Raw genomic sequence first — 19,102 nt, forward strand, 5'->3', positions numbered from 1 at the left:
GAGCGGGATATGCAGCGCTGGCGCGCTGCATAGGGAACGGCTCCGCTGACGCTCCGCCAAATTCCCGCGCAAGCGCGGGAATTGAATTCCGCAAGCGGAATTCGAAAGGCAATACAATTCGCGCAAGCGCGAATTGTGGGCACCCGCGCAAGCGCGGTTGCCTGGGCTGGCTACGAGGGGAGGTGCATCGCGTGCGGGCCTGTGTAGGGTCTGGGATTCCCAGCTACCACCTCCACAACGGAGTTGACGGGCTGTCGGTCTGACGGAGTGCCGGCCTCACTGTAGTGACGGGTTCCGCTGCGCTCCACCCGAACCCCTCCCCCACCCTCGGAACGCTCTGACACGTTCACCGATACTTAGTCAGCATACCTGCCAACCATGTATCACCCTGGGAAGGGAACATGGTGCGCGGTTGATGCACCATGATGCACGGCTGTGTAGAGTCTGGGAAAAGGCACCACATACCCCAGCCGAACTCACCGCGCCGGGCTATCATGTCAGATTGCGCGCTGTATTCCGCGAGAAGGAGACCCCTGGGGCATGGCCGTGAAACTGCGTGACCATCAGGTCGAGGCCGTTGCCGCCATTGTGCGCGGTCTCGATATCCCGCCGGGTGGCATTCCCGTTGATGGCCTGCGCGGGCAGGTGCACGCCGCGTGCGGGACGGGAAAGACCATCATTGCGGCGGCGTCGGCAAAGCGTCTTGTCCCCAAGGGCCGTGTCCTCGTGTTGGTGCCGACGCTGGACCTTCTGACCCAGACCGTCCAGGCGTGGCGTGCGGCTGGGCACGCGGGGTCGGCGGTTGCGGTGTGCAGCCTCACCGACGACCCGGAGTTGTGGAATCTGAAGGTGCGCTCCACCACGAACCCGGTGCAGCTGGCTCTGTGGCACGGCTCCGGGCCTGTGACCATCTTCGGGACGTACGCCTCTCTGGGGGTCCTGGCGGAGGCATTCGAGGGTGCCTATGGGCAGCAGTTGGCCCCGATGGACCTGACGGTGGTTGATGAGGCCCACCGGACTTCCGGGTCGATGGGTAAGGCCTGGGCCGGCGTCCACGACCAGGGCGTTATCCCGTCGCATCGGCGGCTGTATCTGACGGCGACGCCGCGGATCTGGGAGGAGCGGCTGAACCGGGAGGTCGCTGAGGGGGTGCGGGATCCGCTGCCGCGGGAGATGGCGGCCTCCATGGACGACGAGCGGGTCTTCGGGCCCGTCCTCTACAAGCTCAGCCTGGCGTCGGCCGTCTCGCGCGGGTTGCTGGCGCGGTATCAGATCATCGTCCTGGAGCTCCAGGACCCGGTCGTCACGCCCGAGCGGCTGATGGGCGAGGAACGCCACACCGAGGAAGTGCGTGGGCAGCGCCTCGGAGCCCTCCAAGCCGCACTCCTGCACACCATGGCGCAGCACAACCTCCAGACGTGCATCACCTTCCACCACCGGACGATAGAGGCACAGGCGTACGCGGAGGGCCTTCAGAGTGTCGCGGCGAAGCTGCATGCCAACGAGCCCGAGAAGTACCCGCAGCGGTTCTGGGCGGACTGGCTGTGCGGCGAGCACGTCCCCGAACGCCGACGGGACGTGCTTGCCGGGTTCGGGACCACCGCGCGGCGCGCTGTCCTGTCCAACTGCCGTGTCCTGGGCGAGGGCGTCGACATTCGCGCCGTGGACTCCGTGGCCCTGCTGGACCCCAAGGGGGCGCCGCATGACATCGTCCAGGCCATCGGCCGCGCACTCCGGCAGAAGCCCGGACAAGGAAAACTTGCCTCTTTGATCGTGCCGGTATTTCTCCAGCCGGGAGAAAAGCCGGAGGACATGTTCACCTCGGGGTCGTATCGGCCTTTGGTGAAAGTCCTTGAGGGCCTGCGGGCTCATGATGAAGAGGCCGTTGAATTGCTTGCGATTCCGCAGGAGCCTCAGAAGGATGTTGCGCAGCCGTCCATGAACATCGGCTCGGCGCCCGAGGAAGGCGAGGACGAATCCCGCCTGCTGCTCCGTTTTGCCGCTCCCCGTGACCCGGTCATGGTCGCCAACTGGGTGTCCTTCAACGTGATCGACACCGAGCGCCAGGACTGGGCCCGCGCCTGGGCGAAACTCAAGACGTACGTTGAACGGGTCGGGAACGCCCGCGTGCCCTACGGACACCGCGAAGATGCCACACCCCTCGGCCAATGGGTCGCAGAACAACGACGTGCCTACGCAGCCGGAGAGATGAACGGCCTGCGCGCCCGCCGACTCGAACAACTCGGCATGGTGTGGTCGGTGGCGGACGAGCGGTTCCAAGAGAACCTGGAAGCCGCCAAGGCCTACTACGAGCAGCACTGGACGCTGTGCGCACCCCGCTCCGCCTCCGCCCTGGACCGGCCGTTGGGGATGTGGCTCGCGAATTTGAGGCGGCAGGGTGCACTGGACGGGCATCCGGAGTGGGAGGCCGCGCTGGAAGCTGTAGACCCGGACTGGAAGCCGGCATGGCCGGCCGACTGGCAACGCCACTACACCGCACTCCGCGAACTGCTGGCCGATGAAGAAGGCCAGGCCGGTGAGACCGTGGTTCTGCCCGGCTTGACGGTCTACGGCATGGACATCGGGAAGTGGTTGGCCCGGCAGCGCAAGCCCGAGGTCTGGCAGGCCTTGGCCGGCGGGCAGCGCGAGCGTCTGGAGGCCGTCGGCGTCACCCCGCTTGCCGCAGCAGCGGCCCCGGTGCCGGGCGGGTCCGCGGAGTCGTCCACGGCGCCCGTGAGCGCCTTCGAGAGGGGCGTAGCAGCCCTTACGCAGTACAAGACCCGCACCGGCTCTGTGACCGTCCCCAGAGGGCATGTAGAGACATTGCCGGATGGGACCGAGGTCCGGCTCGGCGTGTTTCTCAGCAACACGAAGACCAGGCGCGCCAAACTCGCCACCGACAAACTCGCCATACTCGCCGACCTCGGACTCGACTGGGCATCGTAAGGTTAAGGAATGGGATAAGTTTGTGGGTAAGTTTTAGTTGGGTCTCGAGTAAAGGGTGCGGGGCATGCCATCTGAGGAAGAGCTGTTCGCGTCTGTCGACGCTCTACTGAATGAGGAGCCTCACCTGCCGTCTCCGGCGGAGCGGGCCCGACTGCGTGAGGCTGCCGGCATCACTCAGGCCCGCCTCGCCACCGCGTTGAAGACGACGACCCAGTCGGTGAAGAACTGGGAGAACGGCCGCAGCGAGCCGAAGTCGCCGCGCCTGGATGCCTACCAGCGGCTGCTGAACGGGTGGGCGGCAAAGTATCCGTCCCCCGGCGCCGTGCCGGCTGCCGGGACGGTGCCGGCAGCGCCTGCCGCACCGGCCGCGTCCGAGGTGGAGACGACAGATGCCCCAGAGGCTCCCGCGGTTCCAGCTGCGGGGCCGGCGCGTCCCGCCACCCGGGCGGCCGCGGCATCGCGGCGCCCGGCCCTTAAGAAGGCTGCGAGGCCGGCAGCCGATCCGCGGTTTCCGCATGGCCCGCTCGCTGTGCTGGACGGTGACGGGTCCGCGTACGGCGTGGACGGCATCGTGCTCGACTGCTCGGCGACAAGTGTGGTGGAGCTGGTGGAGTGGACGCTGCGCGAGTCCGGGCTCGGTGCGCCGCGTCTGCACCGCAACGGCAAGGACAGCGACCCGTTGATCGTGCTCACCGCCGCGGCCGCCGTGAAGCTCGGGCTGCCTGAGCGCTTGGAGGGCCATGAGCAGCGCCGCTCCCTGCGCTTGCCCGAGGATCATCCGGTGGTCAAGCAGGTGGTGAAGGCGAAGTGGCGGCTCACCCAGCGTGGGTTCGGGCCGTGGGCGCGGATCTACCGCAAGGTCCAGGGGCGTGAGCGGCAGTGTGTGCAGCTGGCGGTTCTGTCGTGGGACGCGCTCGATGAGCGGTCCTGGCCCGGTGTGAAGGAGATGGAGCCGGTTGACGTCGCCCGTGTCCTGGGCGTGTACGCCCAGCGGGTCATCACCCCGCGCGGGTCGACGGCCGTGTCCGGCCTGGAGCTGATGACGGCGCTGCGGCCGCCCACCCGCGCGGTGCAGGATCCGCAGACGGGGAACTGGGTGCCCGGTCACAACCCCGGCTCGCTGGGGACGGAGCCGATGGACCCGGCGCCGCCGGAAGCCACCCCCGAGCATCCCGTCGTCGTCGACAGTGGCTGGAACGGCGGGTTCCTGAACGAGGAGGCGTACCAGTGGGTGCGCGATGTCAGCCTGCTGACGGATGAGGAGTGCACGCTGCCGTACGCGGTCGGCCTTGATCTGAACACCGCGTTCCTCGCCGCCGCGGCCCGCCTGGTCGTCGGCCTCAGCGCGCCCGACCACTTTCACGCCCCGACGTTCAACCCGAAGATCCCCGGGAGCTGGCTGGTCGATCTGTCCCACGTCGAGGTGGACCCGCGCCTGCCCAGCCCGTTCACCCCGGGCGGTGAGCGGCCGGCGGGACCTGCCTGGTACCAGACGCACACCGTCGCCTACGCCCAGGAGCTCGGCTACAACGTCGCCCCGATTGAGGCGTATCTGCGCCGTGAGACCGGCGCCTACCTGGACCCGTGGCACGACCGGCTCAAGACCGCCTACGTGGACACCCTCGCCGACCTTGGCGTCACCAAGGACCTCGATGACCGCGCCTTCCTCGCCGCGATGGAGCAGCACAAGGACGCCGACCCCGCCTTGGCCGCCGTCCTCGCCGCCATCAAAGCCACCGTCAAGGGCGGCATCGGCAAGTTGCGCGAGCGCCCGCAGGGCAAGAAGTACCAGGAGGGTGAGCGGTGGCCGGCCCTTCAGCGGCCGACCTGGCGCCCCGACATGCGCGCCGCTGTCATCAGCAAGGCCCGCATCAACATGCACCGCAAGCTGCGCAACATGGCCCAGATGACGGGTCTGTACCCGCTCGCCGTCCTCTCCGACTGCGTCGTGTATCCCTCGCCTGGTGACAGCCCGCTGGACTTCCTGCCCTACGCCGCCAGCGGCAAGCCCCAGCCCGGCGGGTTCCGCCTAGGGCCGACGCCGGGCCTGGCGAAGCTCGAAGGCGTCCAGTCGATGCTCTGGGCCGTCGACCTCATGGAGCAGGGCTACAACCCCGCCCGGCACATCAAGGGCGGCGACGCCGTCTTCGACGAAGGAGAGTAGGCCGTGGCCGGAGAGATCGACGAGGCCATTAGGCGCGCCGACCAGGAAGCGTTTACCCGCCAGCCGCCCAAGACTCTCAGAGGGCAGATCGGCTACCTGATCCGGCAGTTGGGCAGCGCGAAAGCCGTCGCACGAGAAATCGGCGTCACCGCCGACTCCGTCAACCGCTACCGGCGCGGCGCCCGCAAACACGCCCGCCTCGACGTCGCCACCAAGATCGACGATGCGGTACGGCAACGGTGGCAGCCCCAGGTCCGTAAGCGCCGGCAGCAGCAGGCCGCCACAACGGGCGGGATCACGGTCGAGACCAGGGCCCGGTTCGGGTACACCGCGCCCATCGGCACGACCGACGACGGGCGCTTGCGTCGCTTGACGGTGCACCTCCCCCCGGCGTACGCGCAGCGTCTGTTCGACGCCCGTAACGCCGGTGCCGGCGAGCAGCAGATGCGCCAGATCATCGCCGAGGGCTTCAAAGAGATCTACTTCCAGGACGGCGGAGCCCGCGCCGCAGGGCTCTCCGACGTCACCCTCAACGACATCGACTACCTCGACCTCGACTACTGACCTGGCGCCGGCCGCGGGCCCAGGATCGTTTGCGGGACGGGTGGCCCCTCACGCTTCCGTCGGCGACGGGCGCTCCGCTGCGCTGAGGCTCACCGCCGCCGAGGAGTCACTTGGTCAGCGTCAGGGTCACTGTCACCTGAGCGATGAGCAGGACGAGCGTGAGGAGAGTCAGAGCGGCTGTGCGTGTGAAGCGGTCACGGCACAGCAGGTCTAGTGGCTGGTTGGTCCGGGTGAGCAGTTGAGCGATCTTGAGTCGGGTTCGGGTCTGGTGCCAGGCCATCCAGTCGTCTGCCTCGCATCCGCAGGAGTGGAGGAAGGCGTGGAGCAGGTCGGTGCTGGGGAGTTCTTGGCCTTTGAGCAGGTCGTGCAGGGTGCTTTTGGAGACGGGATAGCCGTAGCGCTTGCAGCGGTCGCTGAGTTCCCGGAGGGAGAGTCCGCTGGTGTGGCGCAGACGCTCCAGGAGTTCGATGAAGTGCTGGGGGGTGCTGCAAAGGTCGAGGGCGGTGTAGGCCGAGTTGTTGCTGATCAGGTGTGCTTGTTGGACCAGCTTGGGGAGGGAGTCGCCAGGGTCGCGCAGGCGGACGGTCGCCTGGGGGGCGCTGGCGCGTCGGGCTGGGGGCGCAGGGGTGCGGGGCGAGGCGGATGCATCGGGCGCCGGGCCGCGGTCGCGGTCGGGCTGGGTCACGGTGTCCGCGAAGGAGGGTCCAGACCTGGGCGTGCGCCAGGCGCGCCGGTTGTCCGGTTCATGAGCTGTGGCTTCGTGGGCCGCGCGCCGGGCCCCGTCTCGGCGGCTGTTCGCTCCGTTGGGAGCGGGGTTCGGGGCCCGGCGGGCGGCTCCGTGGATGGCGTGGGCCTGATTCCACAGGTTCCGGATGCGGGTCTGTTCGTCTTCGTCGCTGCTGCATCCCCGCACGTACGCCTCGACGACCTCCCAGCGCGGCAGGGACTTGCCTGATGCGGCGATGGACAGGGTGGCGGGCGAGTAGTTGCACTTCACGGCGAGCTGGCGCAGTGACAATCCCGCCCGAAGGCGGAGGTCCCTGAGGGCCTCCGCCACGGCGGCGATGCGGGGGTCCGTCTCTGCCGACAGCGGCTTGAGCGGACGTCCCTGTGCCGGGTTCACGACAATGACCCCTTGTCAGCTCGCCTTGCCGGGCTCGACGCGCGGCTCGCCGGGGTCGGCGGGCGGGGTCGAGGAGCCGGCCTGGGCGGCCTGCTCGAAGGTGACCGGATGGACGGTGACGCGCGGCCTGATCTCGAAGCGGGGCTCCCACACCACGATGTCCTCGTCCGGCTGCGGCGGCGCCGGGTCGCCGGGCGGCGTGTCCCCGAGGCCGGCCGTGCCGGCGGTGTCGCACGGGGAGCCGGCGGTGTCCGCGGCGTCCTGGGCGGCGGCGTGGGTGGAGAGATCCGAGGGGATGAGGTCGTCTTCGGCCGGCTGCTCAGGATCGGTGCTGTGGGCGTCGCTCCGGGACTCCTGGTGTTCGACGGTGGTGTCGGAGCCGTCGCGCGGGGGCACGGGAAAGAACGCGAGCACTACAGGCAGGGCACCGAGGCCGAGGCCTGCGGCGCCGGGCGCGTCCACTCCCGGGATGAACGTCGTGCCGTAGCCGAGGGCGGCGCTGGACAGGGACACGGCCGTGCCGTGCAGTACGCGCCGCAGGGGGCTGGCCGACGCCGAGCGCCGACGGCGGAAGATCCGCTTGAACATGTGCTTCCTTGTCTACGTATCTGCGCGTAGGCAGAGTTGAGGATCCGGGGCCTGCGCCTGAGCGCAGGCCCCTTCACCGACCTGGACTTCACCAGCGATCACCGGTCACACAGGGCACCCTCGGCAAAGGGCGCCCCCGACGTTCGAAGGCTCGCGTATCAGTCTGCACCACGGTGCGGGCGCTCGACTATGGACGTTGGCCACTTGCTGTCCGACTTCGAGGTTTACGGCCTGGTACGCCACCGCAGTTGGGCGCAGACCGACCGTTTATTCGCGAACTTGTCCTGGGCTGGCGGAAGTTGATCGTCACCTCGTGGACGCCGTTGTACGACGAATGAGTGAGTCGACTCGAACGGCATTGCCATCCGCGAGCGGTGACGCGGCGTTAGACGCCGGCCGGGGGTGAGGCTGGGCGCGGTGCGTGCCGAGCTGCTGCGGAGGCAGACGGACGCCGCCATGGTGTGGGGGCGGTATCCGTGGAAGGGGCGGCGTGCGGGCGTGCGCTGGGCGGGGGCAGGCGGCTCGCCCCCCTCGGTACCGGTGCTCGGCAACCCTGGCCAGGCGGTCTGGGGCGTGTGCGCATCGGCACGTGCTCGGCGGCATGTCCCCTGGGTGCTGCGGCGGTCCTCAGGGCTGCCGCGGCGAGCACCTGGGCCGAGGGGACAGGCAGGTCGCCGACGCACTGGTCCGTCGGCGTCTTGCCGCCGAGCGGGACCGAGTTCTCGAGGGGCAGGGGTGTCCCCGGATCAGATTCCGCATCGTGCGAGGGCCTGGGCCTCTTCCTGCGGGCGCCGGGCAGGCCGGTCCGGCAGGGTCGCCAAGCAGAACACGACCACTCCCTTTCCGGGACACAGCACCAGTACGACGAGGCCGTCGTCGTACTCAGCGAAGAGGGAACGGCAGGCGGCGGGGCTGTCGGAGAGGTTGGGAGAGGCAGGCTGCGGGGACTTCTCGGCCAACGGAAGGCGGCCGGTCCGGTCGGCGGCAGGCGGTGTTCGGCGGGCATCGACGTCCTGATCGGAATCGCTTCGACGGCGCTCGGGATCCTCGGAAGGCTCGGAGGGCGCGACCGTGCTGGAGGACGGTCGGCGGACGGAGACATCAGGGCCGACCGTGACGGCGACGAGGGCGTAGGTGAACAGCATCATTGCCATCACGCTCGTGACGACCGGGACCTGACGCACGATCGGGGTGACCACCTTGACGAGCAGCCGCGTATGTATAGGAGCGGCGGGCGGCGGTTCCGCGGCGCATGCGCCGAACAGGATCATCATGTGGAGCGTCTGCAGCTGTGCGCGCCACCATGGCGCCTCTCCCAGGTGCGGTGGGCTGCTCTGCTGGCCGCCGCGGTGCAGCCGGTCCAGGCACACCTGCACGAGCAGACCGATCCTCTGCGCCGACCGCAGGTCCGGCTCGCGCAGCCAGCGGCGGACCGTCGCGGGAGACTTGTTGACCTGTGCTGCGAGCTCACCAACGTTGAGTCCGGCTTGCTGGGCCAGGCTGTGGAGCTCGTCCCGGAGATACTCCAGGTGCTTGCTGCTTGCGCATTGGGCTGCGACGCCGTCGTCGTTCACGCCAGGTCCTTCTCGTTCCTCACTCGCAGGGGATACCGCAGCGCTCGCTCGGTGCCGCGCTCACTTCGTCGTGCACGCGGGCGGTCGGCGGGGCCGGCCCGAGCGGGGCCTCGACGGGCTCTGCTGGGGCTGTGCAGTGCCTGTGGGAGGGAGAACTCAACGGGGTGCGGCCAGAGTTCCCGCAGTCGGCGTGCAACCGTGTTCATCAACAACTCCGCAGCCCGAACAGCGTTGCTGAACACACGGCATAGTCGTCCCCAGCGTGCAGTGAACAAGTCGCAAGGACTGAACAAGTGTCATGATCTTCAACAAGTACGGTCCAGTCACTGCAGTTCACAGCAGTGCGATCAGCGCAGCTGTTCAGGGTTGTTTTTGAAGTGTCCGTTTGCCTAGCCGAACAACGTCTGCGATCGTTGTATGGGTGTCGCCACCAACGCGTGGCGCACTGCCAGCTCGTTGTCTACTGACCTGGACGCCAGCGGCTCTGAGGCTCCCTGCCGGCAAGCAGGGAGCCTCAAATGTTTTGCCCGCAGCCGCCACAAGCGCAGTGTCGATGACGGGCAAAAGGGGTCGCCGCGTCGAGACCCGGTCGGCGGCGTGCACCGCAGCCGGCTGTCCATTCCCCGCCGCCACGATGCGAGCACACCGCTGACGCGGGAGCCGGCCATCCGCCGACACCGCCTGAATGCATCGCTGCCCGGCGTCACGAGGCCCGCGCCGACGCGCACACGACAGCGGCGGGCACCCGATCCTCGCCGGCCACAACGGGATGGGCCCCAAGGGATACTTGGGCGAAGCAGCGACAACGCACCATCGGATTCCGGTGCCAGACGACCTCATCACGGATCTGCCGCATCGCGAACCGGCACGGGCTGGAAGCGAAGGCGCCGCGCTCCGGCTGGCACTGGCGCAACTGCCCGCCCCGGCGGGAAAACGGGGGCGCGGGCGCTGCCGTCCCGGGACAGGAGGGTACGGAGCTGCCTGCCGGGAAGAACCGGGGCCAGCGTCCGCCTGACGGCCCCAGCCCTCGCTCCCGTCAGCAAGTCCGCCGCCCCTCGGCCTTCCCCTCACCGAGATCGCCTCGCCGTGTCCGGGTGTCGTAGCCGACGGCGGCCGGCGCTGTCACGAAGACACCGAAACCGGCGGGCAGGAGTCGCCGGGTGTGCGAGACCTGACACCACGGGCCGTGGGAGGAGCCCCGCAGGCCGATCAAGGGAGATGGACGTGGGAGAGATAGCGCAGGGGTTAGAGCGCGCGCTGCGCACCCGGCCCGTTCCCCCGGACACCGAGACCCGCTTGCGGTTCCTGCTCGCCGCGCACCAGGGCTCCACCGGGCAGGTGGCCGCCGTACTGGAGGTGTCGCAGCGCACCGTGCAGCGGTGGGTGACGAAGAAGCCCGGAGCGCGGCGTTCGCCGAGGCCCGCGCAGATCCAGGTGAGCGAAGAGGCGGTCTCGGCCAGGTGGCAACCTCGGGTACGGGCCCGGCGACAGACCCTGGCCGAAGCGGAAGGCTTCGTCCTGCATACCAGGGCGCGGTTCGGATTCGCCGACGCGGCCGGGCCCTCGGACGACCCGCGGGTGCGGCGTATCACCCAGCGCCTGTCCGGGGAGGTCGCTCGAGAACTGTTCGCCGCGCTGGACGCCGAGGCCCCAGCCCCCGCTCCCGTCAGCAAGTCCGCCGCCCCTCGGCCTTCCCCCTCACCGAGGCGAGCAGCAGCAGCAGCAGATGGTGATCCTCGCCCGAGCTTTGGGCCATGCCTACTTCCGGGACGGAGGCCGTCGTGCCCACGGTCTCGGGATCGCCTTCGCTGACGTGGAGTTCGCCGATTTCTCCATCGGCTGACCACACCCCCGGCTCGCTGTGCCGCGCGGTGCCGTCTTGCTGAGGAGCCGGTCCCGGGGCCCCGCCCCGGACTCCCGTACCGGCGCGGGCCCAGCGGGCCGCTGTATGTCCGCTGTACGGGCCGGTCTATGGCGCGTGCGTACCGTCTGCCGAAAGGAGGAGGGGAACTCATGATGCCGTCATTGAGCAAGGTCGCCGACCGGGTGCTCGAGCGTTTCGTGCCGAAGGCGTCCGCGTCCGCGGACACCAGCTGGTGGGAGTACTGCTACTGCACCGCCGACTGGCGCAAGATCTACCGCCTGTGTCACGTGGTGGGCGGACGGTCCTCGTGCGGAAGGTGCGAAAACGTCCGCTACATCGGCTGCTGACAGAACACGAGTGCGGGGCGGGCGGCGCCGGCACGCGTCCGGGCCGTCCGCTCCCGTGCCCCACATACAAGGACTTCGCGCATGACCTACGTCGCTTTCGCATGCCGGATTCTCTTGTTCGGTGTCTTTCTGCTGGCGCTCGCCGGAAAGGTGCGCAGCCGGACCGCCTTCGCCTCGTTCGCCCGGTCGATCACTGACCTGCGGCTCTTTCCCCGGAAGGTGTCGAGGGCGGCGGCCGCTGCGGTGATCGCCGGAGAAGTCGCGGTACTTCTGCTGCTCGTGCCCCCGCGAACGGCGCCCCTGGGGCTGGCGGCCGCGGTGCTCCTGCTGCTCGCCTTCACCGCGGGCATCGTGGTGGCACTGCGCGGCGGACGCCGCGCCCCGTGCCGTTGCTTCGGAGCATCGGCCACTGCGCTGGGACCGCTGCACGTGGTCCGCAACCTGATCCTGGCCGGAACGGGCGCGGCCGGCTTCGCGGTGATGACCGCGCTGCCCGCCGCCGGATGGCCGGCTCACGCCGGCGGCGGCGCGGTCGCGGCGGTCGCGGCGATCGTCGCGGCCCTGCTGGTCGCCCGGCTCGACGACCTGGCCGCCCTCTTGCGAACCGGCCGGCCCGCCCCGGTCACCGCCCGTCCACGCGCCGTCCACAAGTGAGGTCCCCTTCATGCCTTTTCTGATTGCCGCCGTCGTCCTGGTCGGTGTGCTGTGCCTGTTCGACCTGCTCCTCACCTTCGCGGTGCTGCGCCGGCTGCGCGAGCACACCGCGGAACTCGAACGGCTGGCTGGTCGGCCCGGCTTCTCCTCGTACGACCCGGGCATGCTGGTGGGCCACCGGCTTCCGGAAGCCGCCCGGGCATCCGGCGCCACCCTCGTGGCCTTCTTCGACGCGCAGTGCGACACCTGCCACGACCACGCGCCGAAGTTCGCCGTCCGGGCCCGCCGGTACGGGGCGCTGGCGGTGGTGTCGGGCGACGGGGCGCGCGCCGACGAGCTGGTCGCCGCGGTGGGTCCGGACGCGGCGGTGATCCGGGGTGAGGACGCCCACGCCGTGGCCGACGACATGGGCATCCAGGCCTTCCCCACCTTCGTCCTGGTCGACGGGGAGGGCTCCGTGGTGCAGGCGTCCACCGAGCTGGCCGAGCTGGCCGAGCTGCCCGAGCCGGCCCCGGCGGCGTGAGCGTGGAGAAGGGACCGCAGGCCGGGCCCACCGGGCGGGCGGTCACGGCGGGGCCGAGGCCGGCCGTGCGGCACCTCCAGGTCGCCTGGTCGATGTGCTGGCGGGCGGGACCGTGGCACGCGCTGGCGTACTCGCTCGTCACCGTCGTCCTCGGCCTGCTGCCCACCGCCACGGCATGGCTGACGAAACTCGTCGTGGACGACCTGGCCGGCGGACGACCGGAACACGTGCTGGAGTTGGCGGCGGGCCTGGCCGGCGTGGGCCTCGCGGCCGGTGTGCTGCCGCACCTGAGCGGTTACCTGCAGAACGAACTGGGCCGCCGGCTGGACCGCTTGATGCAGGACCGCCTGTACGGCGCCGTCAACCGGCTGCAGGGGCTGTCCCGGTTCGAGAACCCCGGGTTCCGTAACGACCTCAACATGGCCATGCAGGCGTCCGGGGGCGGGCTCGGCCCCGTCACCACGGGCCTGTTCGACACCGCGCGCAACGTCATCACGCTCGTGAGCCTGCTCGGGACGCTGGCGCTGCTGAGCCCGTCGATGGCCGCACTCGTCACGGTGGCCGCCGTCCCCGCGCTCCTCGCGCGGCTCTCCCTGTCCCGGCGCAGGGTCGGCATGCTCGCGGGAGTCTCCCCCGCGGTCCGCCGCCAGGTCTTCTACTCGCTGCTTCTCACCGACGTCCGCAGCGCGATGGAGAGCCGGCTGTTCGGCCTCGGCGACTTCCTCAAGGGGCGCATGCTCAAGGAGCTCGCGATCCGGCAGGAGGGCGAACAGCGGCTCGACCGCCAGGAGGCGCGGACGCAGTCCCTCCTCGCGCTGCTGTCCACGGTGGTCGCGGGACTGGGACTCGTGTGGGCGGTGCGGGCCGCCACGACCGGGGCCCTGAGCGTGGGCGACGTGACGGCGTTCGTCGCCGCCGTGGCCGGTACCCAGGCCGCCCTGACCGGTCTGGTGGACAACGTCGCGATGGCGCACGAGGCGCTGCTCGTCTTCGGGTACCACGACAAGGTGATGTCGCTCCCCGACGACCTGCCGTCGGCGGACCCTTCGGGGCGACTGCCGGCCCTGCGCCGGGGCATCGAACTGCGCGGCGTCTGGTTCCGGTACGCCGAGGACCATCCGTGGATTCTCCGGGGCGTCGACCTGACCGTCCCGCACGGAACCGCGGTGGCCCTCGTCGGGCTGAACGGCGCGGGGAAAAGCACCCTGATCAAACTGCTCTGCCGTTTCTACGATCCGACCCAAGGGGCGATCTACTGGGACGGAGTGGACATCCGCGACGTGCCGCCGGCCGAACTGCGCCGTCGTATGGGCGTGTTGTTCCAGGACTACATGTGTTACGACCTGACGGCGGCGGAGAACATCGGCGTCGGGGAACTCCAGGCGCTCGACGACCGCCCGCGACTGCGCGAGGCCGCCCGGCTCGCCGATGCCGACGCCACCGTGGAGCGGCTGCCCCGCGGCTACGACACCATGCTCAGCCGCATATTCGCCGACCAGGCCGAGGACGACCCGCAGTCCGGGGTCGTGCTCTCCGGCGGCCAGTGGCAGCGGCTGGCGCTCGCCCGCACCCTGCTGCGCGAGGACCGGGACCTGCTGATCCTGGACGAGCCCAGTGCCGGCCTGGACGCCCAGGCGGAGGCGGAGATCCACGCCCGGCTGCGCGAACACCGGGCGGGGCGCACCAGCCTGCTCGTCTCCCACCGGCTCGGCGCGGTCCGCGAGGCGGACGCGATCGTCGTGCTGGAGGGCGGCCGGATCGTGGAAAGGGGAACGCACGAGCAGCTCATGGCCGGGGAGGGCGAGTACGCGCGTCTGTTCGCCATCCAGGCCGAGGGCTATCGCGCCCCGGAAGCACCGGACGCACCCGAGGCCGTGGACGCCCCGGACGCACCGCAGGCTACGGACGCACCGGATGTACCGGATGCAGCGCAGGCCCCGGACGCACCGGCTCGTCCGGACGTGGCGGACCGGCCCGGGGCAGCGGCGGCACAGCCGTCGCACGCGGTCATATCGCCGATCGGCTGAGCACCGCCTCCCTGTAGCGGACCTGGTCGCGGGCGGCGAGCTCTCGTGCGTACAGGCCCGCGAGATCAGGCATCCGGAACCCCTCGCGCGCCACCGGAGTGAGCAGCCCGACGGTCACCAGGCAGTCCAGGGCCCGCTCGGTGGCCGGCAGGGCGGCGCCGATGGCCTCGGCGGCGCGCGTCGCGCTGAAGGACGCCCCGAGGGTGCACAGCCGGCGGAACGCCCGTGCGGCGGCGCGGTGTTCGGGGCCGTGAGCCGACAGCTCCCGGTAGCTCCTGGCGTACGACGAGCGCATCGTCAGGTCGGCGACCCGTAATTCGTCGAGGGTGCGCGCCGGGTCGCGCAGCCGGGCGGCGAGTTTGGCGAGGCTCCCCTGCGGGCGGCTGGCGCAGCGGGCCCCCGCGATGCTGAGCGCGAGGGGGTTTCCGTGGCAGAGCCGTGCGATCTCCCGCGCCGCCCGGGGCTCCGCGGTGACGCGCGCGTCCCCGGCCAGCAGGGACAGCAGGCGGACGGAGTCCGTTTCGTCCAGGGGGTCCACCGGCACCTGCACCGCGTCCAGCGCGGGCAGGACGCTTCGGCTCGTGACCAGTACCGCGCACCCCGGGCCTGCGGGCAGCAGCGGAAGGACCTGGCCGCGGTGGAAGGCGTTGTCGACGACCACGAGGACGCGCCGGCCCGCGACCATGGACTGGTAGTAGGCCGAGACCTCGGAGAGGGCAATCGGCACGTCCGCCCTGGGCATGCCGAGCGAGCGGAGGAAGTGGCGCAGCACGGTGACCGGGGTCAGGGGGCCGGAGCCGGCCCGCGGGCTGTCGAGATCGACGTAGAGCTGGCCGTCGGGGTAGTCCGCGGCGGCCCGGTGGGCGACGTGCAGGGCCAGCGCCGACTTCCCGCGTCCGGCCGGCCCGTGCAGCACCACGACCGGCGCCCCGGCGGTCGTCCCGTCCCGGGTGCGCAGGGCGTCCCGCACCAGGGACGTCTCGTGCGCCCGTCCGGCGAACGGCCCGGGAGCCCGGGGGAGCTGGCGCGGCACCGTACCGGTGGCCGGGTGCGCGGGCCGCGCCGTCGTCAGGGCGGTGGCCTCCGGGACGGACGTCGGATCCGGTTCCCGGCGCAGCACGGCCTGTTGGGTGCGGCACAGCTCCGGCCCCGGGTCCAGGCCGAGTTCGTCGCGCAGCGTTTCGCGGGCGTCGGTGAAGGCGGCGAGCGCGCCGACCGTGTCGCCGCTGTGGTGCAGGGCGAGCATCAGGCGGCTGCGCAGCCGTTCGCGCAGGGGATGCCGGCGCACGGCCCGGCGCAGGGTGTCGATCACGGCCCTCCCGGTACCGCGCGCGAGTTCCACGTCCGCCTGTGCCTCGACCGCGCTCAGGTACCGCTCGGTGAGGTCCGCCGCGATGCCCTCCAGGGCGGGTCCTTTGACGACGTTCTCCAGTGGCGCCCCGTGCCAGAGTGCCAGGGCGCCGCCCAGTGCGCGGGTGGCTCCCGCCGGGTCGTGCCCGGCCGCCGCCTGCCGTGCCCGCTCGACGAGGGCCTCGAAGCGGGCGATGTCGGTCTCGCCGGCGTCCGTCCGGAGCGCGTAGCCGGAGCGGGACGTGATCAGCCGGGGGTGCGTGCCGTCCGCGGCGGGCGGCAGGAGCCGGCGCAGCTGCATCACATATGTGCGCAGATTGGGCACCGCCGACCGGGGCGGGGTGCCGCCCCAGAGTTCTTCCACGAGGGCGGGCACGGAGACGACGCCGCCCCGGTGGGCGACCAGCATCGCGAGAATGGTGCGCTGTTTGTCAGCGGCTATACGGACGGTCTGGCCACCGTCCACGATTTCCAGCGGGCCGAGGGCCCGGAACTCGACGGTCATGCTTGTGGCTGTCCCCCGGTATGTGATTTTTATAAAGCGCTGCCGCCCAGTCGGCGGACCGCCACGCCCATGATCCGGTCGGCGTCGAAAAATCCCCGATGACGGGAATCAATACTGTCCGGATTTTCGCCGAGCACCACCAGCCGCCCGTCCGGGACCTCGGTGAGGTCTCCGCCTCCCGGTATTCCTTCCGGAATACGGTCCCCGGGAAGCGCGGCGGCCCGCTTGATGTTCCATGCGCGGTCGCTCAGCGGTTCGTAGTCGCCCGTCCTTCGCGGGGGCTGCAGTACGACGATGTCCCCGGTCCGCACCTGGTCGACGGTGCGGCGTTCCACCACCACCCGGTCGCCGGGCGAAAGCGTCGGCGCCATGCTGGTGCCTTCCACGGTGACCACGGTGTATCGGCCGCGTATGCGGAGCGCGGCAAGGACGGCGCCGGCGAGGCCGACAAGGAACGCAACGGCAATCAACAGAACAGGCACAGACACCCCCCGTGGGTTCCGCCGGTCGGTGTGATCGTGCCCGCCCGCCGTATTGCCTGTCAATGTATTTCTTCTTGCCCCCGCGGGAAACCCGGGGGTGCGTCGCGCCCTGTTCGCCCCCTTTGCAATGCGCGTGGAAGTTGGGTGTCTATGGGTGTATCGGGCGGTTCGCTGGAAACGGTTTGCGGACCGGTCTCTTCCGCTCGCTGTATCCGAACTGTACGAAGCGCCGTATCTGCCGTTGCTACGGTCGCATCTGCTTCTTTCCGGCAGTGCGTACTCGAAAGGAAACGGCAGTGATGGGATTCATGGGGACGATGGGCGACAAGATTCTGGGCAGGCTCGTGCCCAAGGCCGTGGCCCAGGCGGACACCACCTTCCAGAAGATCTGCTACTGCAGCCAGCGCAACAGCTTCTACTACCGGCAGACCTGCCATGTGGTCGGTGGCTACACCTCCTGCGGCACCTGCTACCTCAGCTCGCCCTGCCGGCCGTCGGCCTGACGGTGACACGGCGATCGGGCCGCGGACGCGCCGTCCGCGGCCCGATCGGCGCGCTGTTCGTCCGCAGGCCGCTCAGCCGTCGCCCCGCACCCGCTGCCGGGGGACGGCGGCGGCGCCCTTCAGGACCCCGAGAGAAGCTTGCGAGAGGAGCTTGCGAAAGGAGCGCTGGCGTCGCGAGGTGCCGGTGTGCGGGCCGGGCGAGTTCGACGTGCGATGGCCCGGTTCCGTCAAGGGCAAGCTGTGCGACGGCCTGGAATGGCGGGCTCTGGTGCGCCCGGCTGTCGAGGGCACGGTGACGGTGACGGTGGTGAACACGCTGACGGCCGGCGAGTTCGATTCGCAGGACGCCTACTGCTTCTTCCAGCCAAAGGTCAGCGTCCACGGCGCGGAGGGCACCCGTCCCTTCGCGGAGCACCCCCGGCCGCCGCGGCCCGGTCGACGACGAGCAGGCCCTCAGCCGACTTCTGCATCGCCACGCCCCCGTGTTCGCCATTAGCCACGGCACCTCGGTCGCCTGGGACGGGCAGGCGCCGCCGCTGCGCACCCCCTGCCCAAGCGAGCCGCCATCGCATCGGTGCGCACCGAGTTCGTGCCCCCGCACGACGTGCTGCTCACCGACTCCAACCCGCACATCGACGACCGGGCGCTGACCATGCACGGCCTGGGCCAGCGCACACAAGAGGACATGGTGGCCGCCCTCACCCGCCTGCTTCAGGGGTATCAGGAGTGGACCGAGGCGCGCGAAGAAGAAGCCAGCGCCCTGGCCGGCACACCCCACGAGGCGGCGGCGCGGCAACCGGAGCTGTGCCGCCTGGCGTTGGGGCGGATACGGCGCGGTGTGGCCTAGCTCGGCGGTGACCGCAAGCCGAATGTCTTTGCCGCCTTTCGCTGGGCGAACCAGGCGATGGCGCAGCAGCGGGCGCGCACGGCCTGCATCACGCAGGGCAGAAGGGGCCAACCGCAGGCAGGTCGAGAAAGGCAAGTGGCGACCCTTTCAGATCGCGTTCACGCTGCCGGGCCCGAACTGCACCTGATCTGTGGCCCGCTGGGGACGTTGACCGGCTTGTACGAGACGGCCGTGGACGTACTCGGACAAGCCCACGGTGGCGGCCTCTACGGCGACCATCCGCCGGGCCACTGAGCAGACCGGAGCCCCGTTCGACCGCTGCACGGCCCAGTTCCCGCCCGCCGGCCTGGACGCACGCGACTCCTGATTCTCCCGTCGAGACGCCAGACGGACAGGTGGAGGGTATGGGCGATGTCCCTGTTGGTCAGGCCGGAGGCCGCAAGCCGAGCGACTTCCTCTTCGCGGGGTGAGAGCTGCGTTCCGTAGCTGGGGCACGCAAGGACAAGGCATCCCGCCGCTACATCGGGCTGCTCACGCCGAGCACCAGCCAGGCAACCCTCCTGGTGCGCACCTACGCCGCCCTGCTGGACGCCGCCGCCCGCACCGACGCCGATCCGAAGGTCAAGGACGCGTACTGGACGCCTGCGGCGAACGCTTCGACGCACTCAGCGCCACCTGGGACACAGTCCGCGTCCGGGCCGTCCGCGTACCCGCCAACCCTCCGGCAAGCCCCGCGTGGTCGGCCCCGTACGGTCGAGCAACACGTGGCGAACGCGACGCGCAAGCTCAACGTGACCTCCCGCACCGCCCTGAACCGTGCGAGCCCGCTAGCTGAAGCCTTGATTCCCACGCCTGTCCTTCGTCCGGAGCGGCGAGTCGTTCATGCTCCCAGCCGAGCTTGCCGGCAGCGACGGCATCGTCGCGGCACGCCTCCTGCGCCGGACCTCGGCCGGCCAGCAGGAAACGGAACCACAAGCCGGGGAAGCGGTATGACCGCCGCAGGCCGCATCGCCGCACTTCCAGCCCGGCAGCCCGCCAGCG

General features: G+C 70.3%; 15 protein-coding genes and 1 pseudogene. 10 read left to right on the forward strand and 6 right to left on the reverse strand.

Annotation, left to right across the window (positions count from 1 at the left end; genetic code table 11):
• Positions 1–540: 540 nt before the first annotated feature.
• The 3 genes from ACWGIS_RS35310 to tpg (ACWGIS_RS35320) all read left to right on the forward strand — a co-directional run bounded on the left by ACWGIS_RS35310 (position 541) and on the right by tpg (ACWGIS_RS35320) (position 5,674).
• The gene (locus ACWGIS_RS35310) at positions 541–2,946 is read left to right on the forward strand and encodes a Helicase associated domain protein (protein ID WP_453366601.1); all 2,406 of its coding nucleotides are present in this window, start codon (positions 541–543) and stop codon (positions 2,944–2,946) included.
• Between the two features lie 64 nt (positions 2,947–3,010).
• Complete coding sequence (gene tap, locus ACWGIS_RS35315) at positions 3,011–5,110, forward strand: telomere-associated protein Tap (protein WP_453366602.1); 2,100 nt, start codon at positions 3,011–3,013, stop codon at positions 5,108–5,110.
• Positions 5,111–5,113: 3 nt separating this feature from the next.
• Complete coding sequence (tpg, locus tag ACWGIS_RS35320; protein ID WP_453366603.1) at positions 5,114–5,674, forward strand: telomere-protecting terminal protein Tpg; 561 nt, start codon at positions 5,114–5,116, stop codon at positions 5,672–5,674.
• Between the two features lie 106 nt (positions 5,675–5,780).
• On the opposite strand, the gene ACWGIS_RS35325 is transcribed toward tpg (ACWGIS_RS35320), so the two are convergent.
• The 3 genes from ACWGIS_RS35325 to ACWGIS_RS35335 all read right to left on the reverse strand — a co-directional run bounded on the left by ACWGIS_RS35325 (position 5,781) and on the right by ACWGIS_RS35335 (position 8,959).
• Positions 5,781–6,797, reverse strand: coding sequence for a helix-turn-helix domain-containing protein (locus ACWGIS_RS35325; protein WP_453366604.1), 1,017 nt, complete (start codon positions 6,795–6,797; stop codon positions 5,781–5,783).
• Between the two features lie 15 nt (positions 6,798–6,812).
• The gene (locus ACWGIS_RS35330) at positions 6,813–7,385 is read right to left on the reverse strand and encodes a hypothetical protein (RefSeq protein WP_453366605.1); all 573 of its coding nucleotides are present in this window, start codon (positions 7,383–7,385) and stop codon (positions 6,813–6,815) included.
• Between the two features lie 746 nt (positions 7,386–8,131).
• Positions 8,132–8,959 (reverse strand): hypothetical protein, encoded by an 828-nt coding sequence (locus ACWGIS_RS35335; protein ID WP_453366606.1) that lies wholly within the window; start codon positions 8,957–8,959, stop codon positions 8,132–8,134.
• A 1,218-nt stretch (positions 8,960–10,177) separates the two neighbouring features.
• On the opposite strand from ACWGIS_RS35335, the pseudogene tpg (ACWGIS_RS35340) reads away from it, so the two are divergent.
• The 5 genes and pseudogenes from tpg (ACWGIS_RS35340) to ACWGIS_RS35360 form a co-directional block, all read left to right on the forward strand.
• A pseudogene (gene tpg, locus ACWGIS_RS35340) lies at positions 10,178–10,594 on the forward strand (telomere-protecting terminal protein Tpg); the annotation flags it as partial.
• Between the two features lie 378 nt (positions 10,595–10,972).
• Positions 10,973–11,170, forward strand: a complete 198-nt coding sequence (locus ACWGIS_RS35345) for a hypothetical protein (RefSeq protein ID WP_453366607.1) — start codon at positions 10,973–10,975, stop codon at positions 11,168–11,170.
• Positions 11,171–11,251: 81 nt separating this feature from the next.
• A complete protein-coding gene (locus ACWGIS_RS35350) occupies positions 11,252–11,824 on the forward strand; it encodes a MauE/DoxX family redox-associated membrane protein (protein ID WP_453366608.1) in 573 nt (190 codons plus the stop codon).
• Positions 11,825–11,834: 10 nt separating this feature from the next.
• Positions 11,835–12,347 (forward strand): TlpA family protein disulfide reductase, encoded by a 513-nt coding sequence (locus tag ACWGIS_RS35355; RefSeq protein WP_453366609.1) that lies wholly within the window; start codon positions 11,835–11,837, stop codon positions 12,345–12,347.
• Between the two features lie 2 nt (positions 12,348–12,349).
• Entirely contained in the window at positions 12,350–14,374 is a 2,025-nt protein-coding gene (locus ACWGIS_RS35360; RefSeq protein WP_453366610.1) for an ABC transporter ATP-binding protein, read from the forward strand.
• Here the strand turns inward: ACWGIS_RS35360 and ACWGIS_RS35365 are convergent.
• Positions 14,355–16,229, reverse strand: a complete 1,875-nt coding sequence (locus tag ACWGIS_RS35365) for a BTAD domain-containing putative transcriptional regulator (RefSeq protein WP_453366611.1) — start codon at positions 16,227–16,229, stop codon at positions 14,355–14,357. The two genes, ACWGIS_RS35360 and ACWGIS_RS35365, sit on opposite strands and share 20 nt — an antisense overlap.
• A 29-nt stretch (positions 16,230–16,258) precedes the next feature.
• Positions 16,259–16,711, reverse strand: a complete 453-nt coding sequence (locus tag ACWGIS_RS35370) for a S26 family signal peptidase (RefSeq protein ID WP_453366612.1) — start codon at positions 16,709–16,711, stop codon at positions 16,259–16,261.
• A 299-nt stretch (positions 16,712–17,010) separates the two neighbouring features.
• Here ACWGIS_RS35370 and ACWGIS_RS35375 point away from each other — a divergent pair, with 299 nt between their 5' ends.
• Together ACWGIS_RS35375 and ACWGIS_RS35380 are read left to right on the forward strand one after the other, a co-directional pair.
• Positions 17,011–17,214, forward strand: a complete 204-nt coding sequence (locus ACWGIS_RS35375; protein ID WP_031104385.1) for a hypothetical protein — start codon at positions 17,011–17,013, stop codon at positions 17,212–17,214.
• Positions 17,215–17,788: 574 nt separating this feature from the next.
• Entirely contained in the window at positions 17,789–18,061 is a 273-nt protein-coding gene (locus ACWGIS_RS35380) for a hypothetical protein (RefSeq protein WP_453366613.1), read from the forward strand.
• A gap of 266 nt (positions 18,062–18,327) precedes the next feature.
• Here the strand turns inward: ACWGIS_RS35380 and ACWGIS_RS35385 are convergent, their stop codons facing one another.
• Positions 18,328–18,612, reverse strand: a complete 285-nt coding sequence (locus tag ACWGIS_RS35385; RefSeq protein ID WP_453366614.1) for a LuxR C-terminal-related transcriptional regulator — start codon at positions 18,610–18,612, stop codon at positions 18,328–18,330.
• Positions 18,613–19,102: the final 490 nt, after the last annotated feature.

Source organism: Streptomyces sp. NPDC054842, from assembly GCF_053611025.1.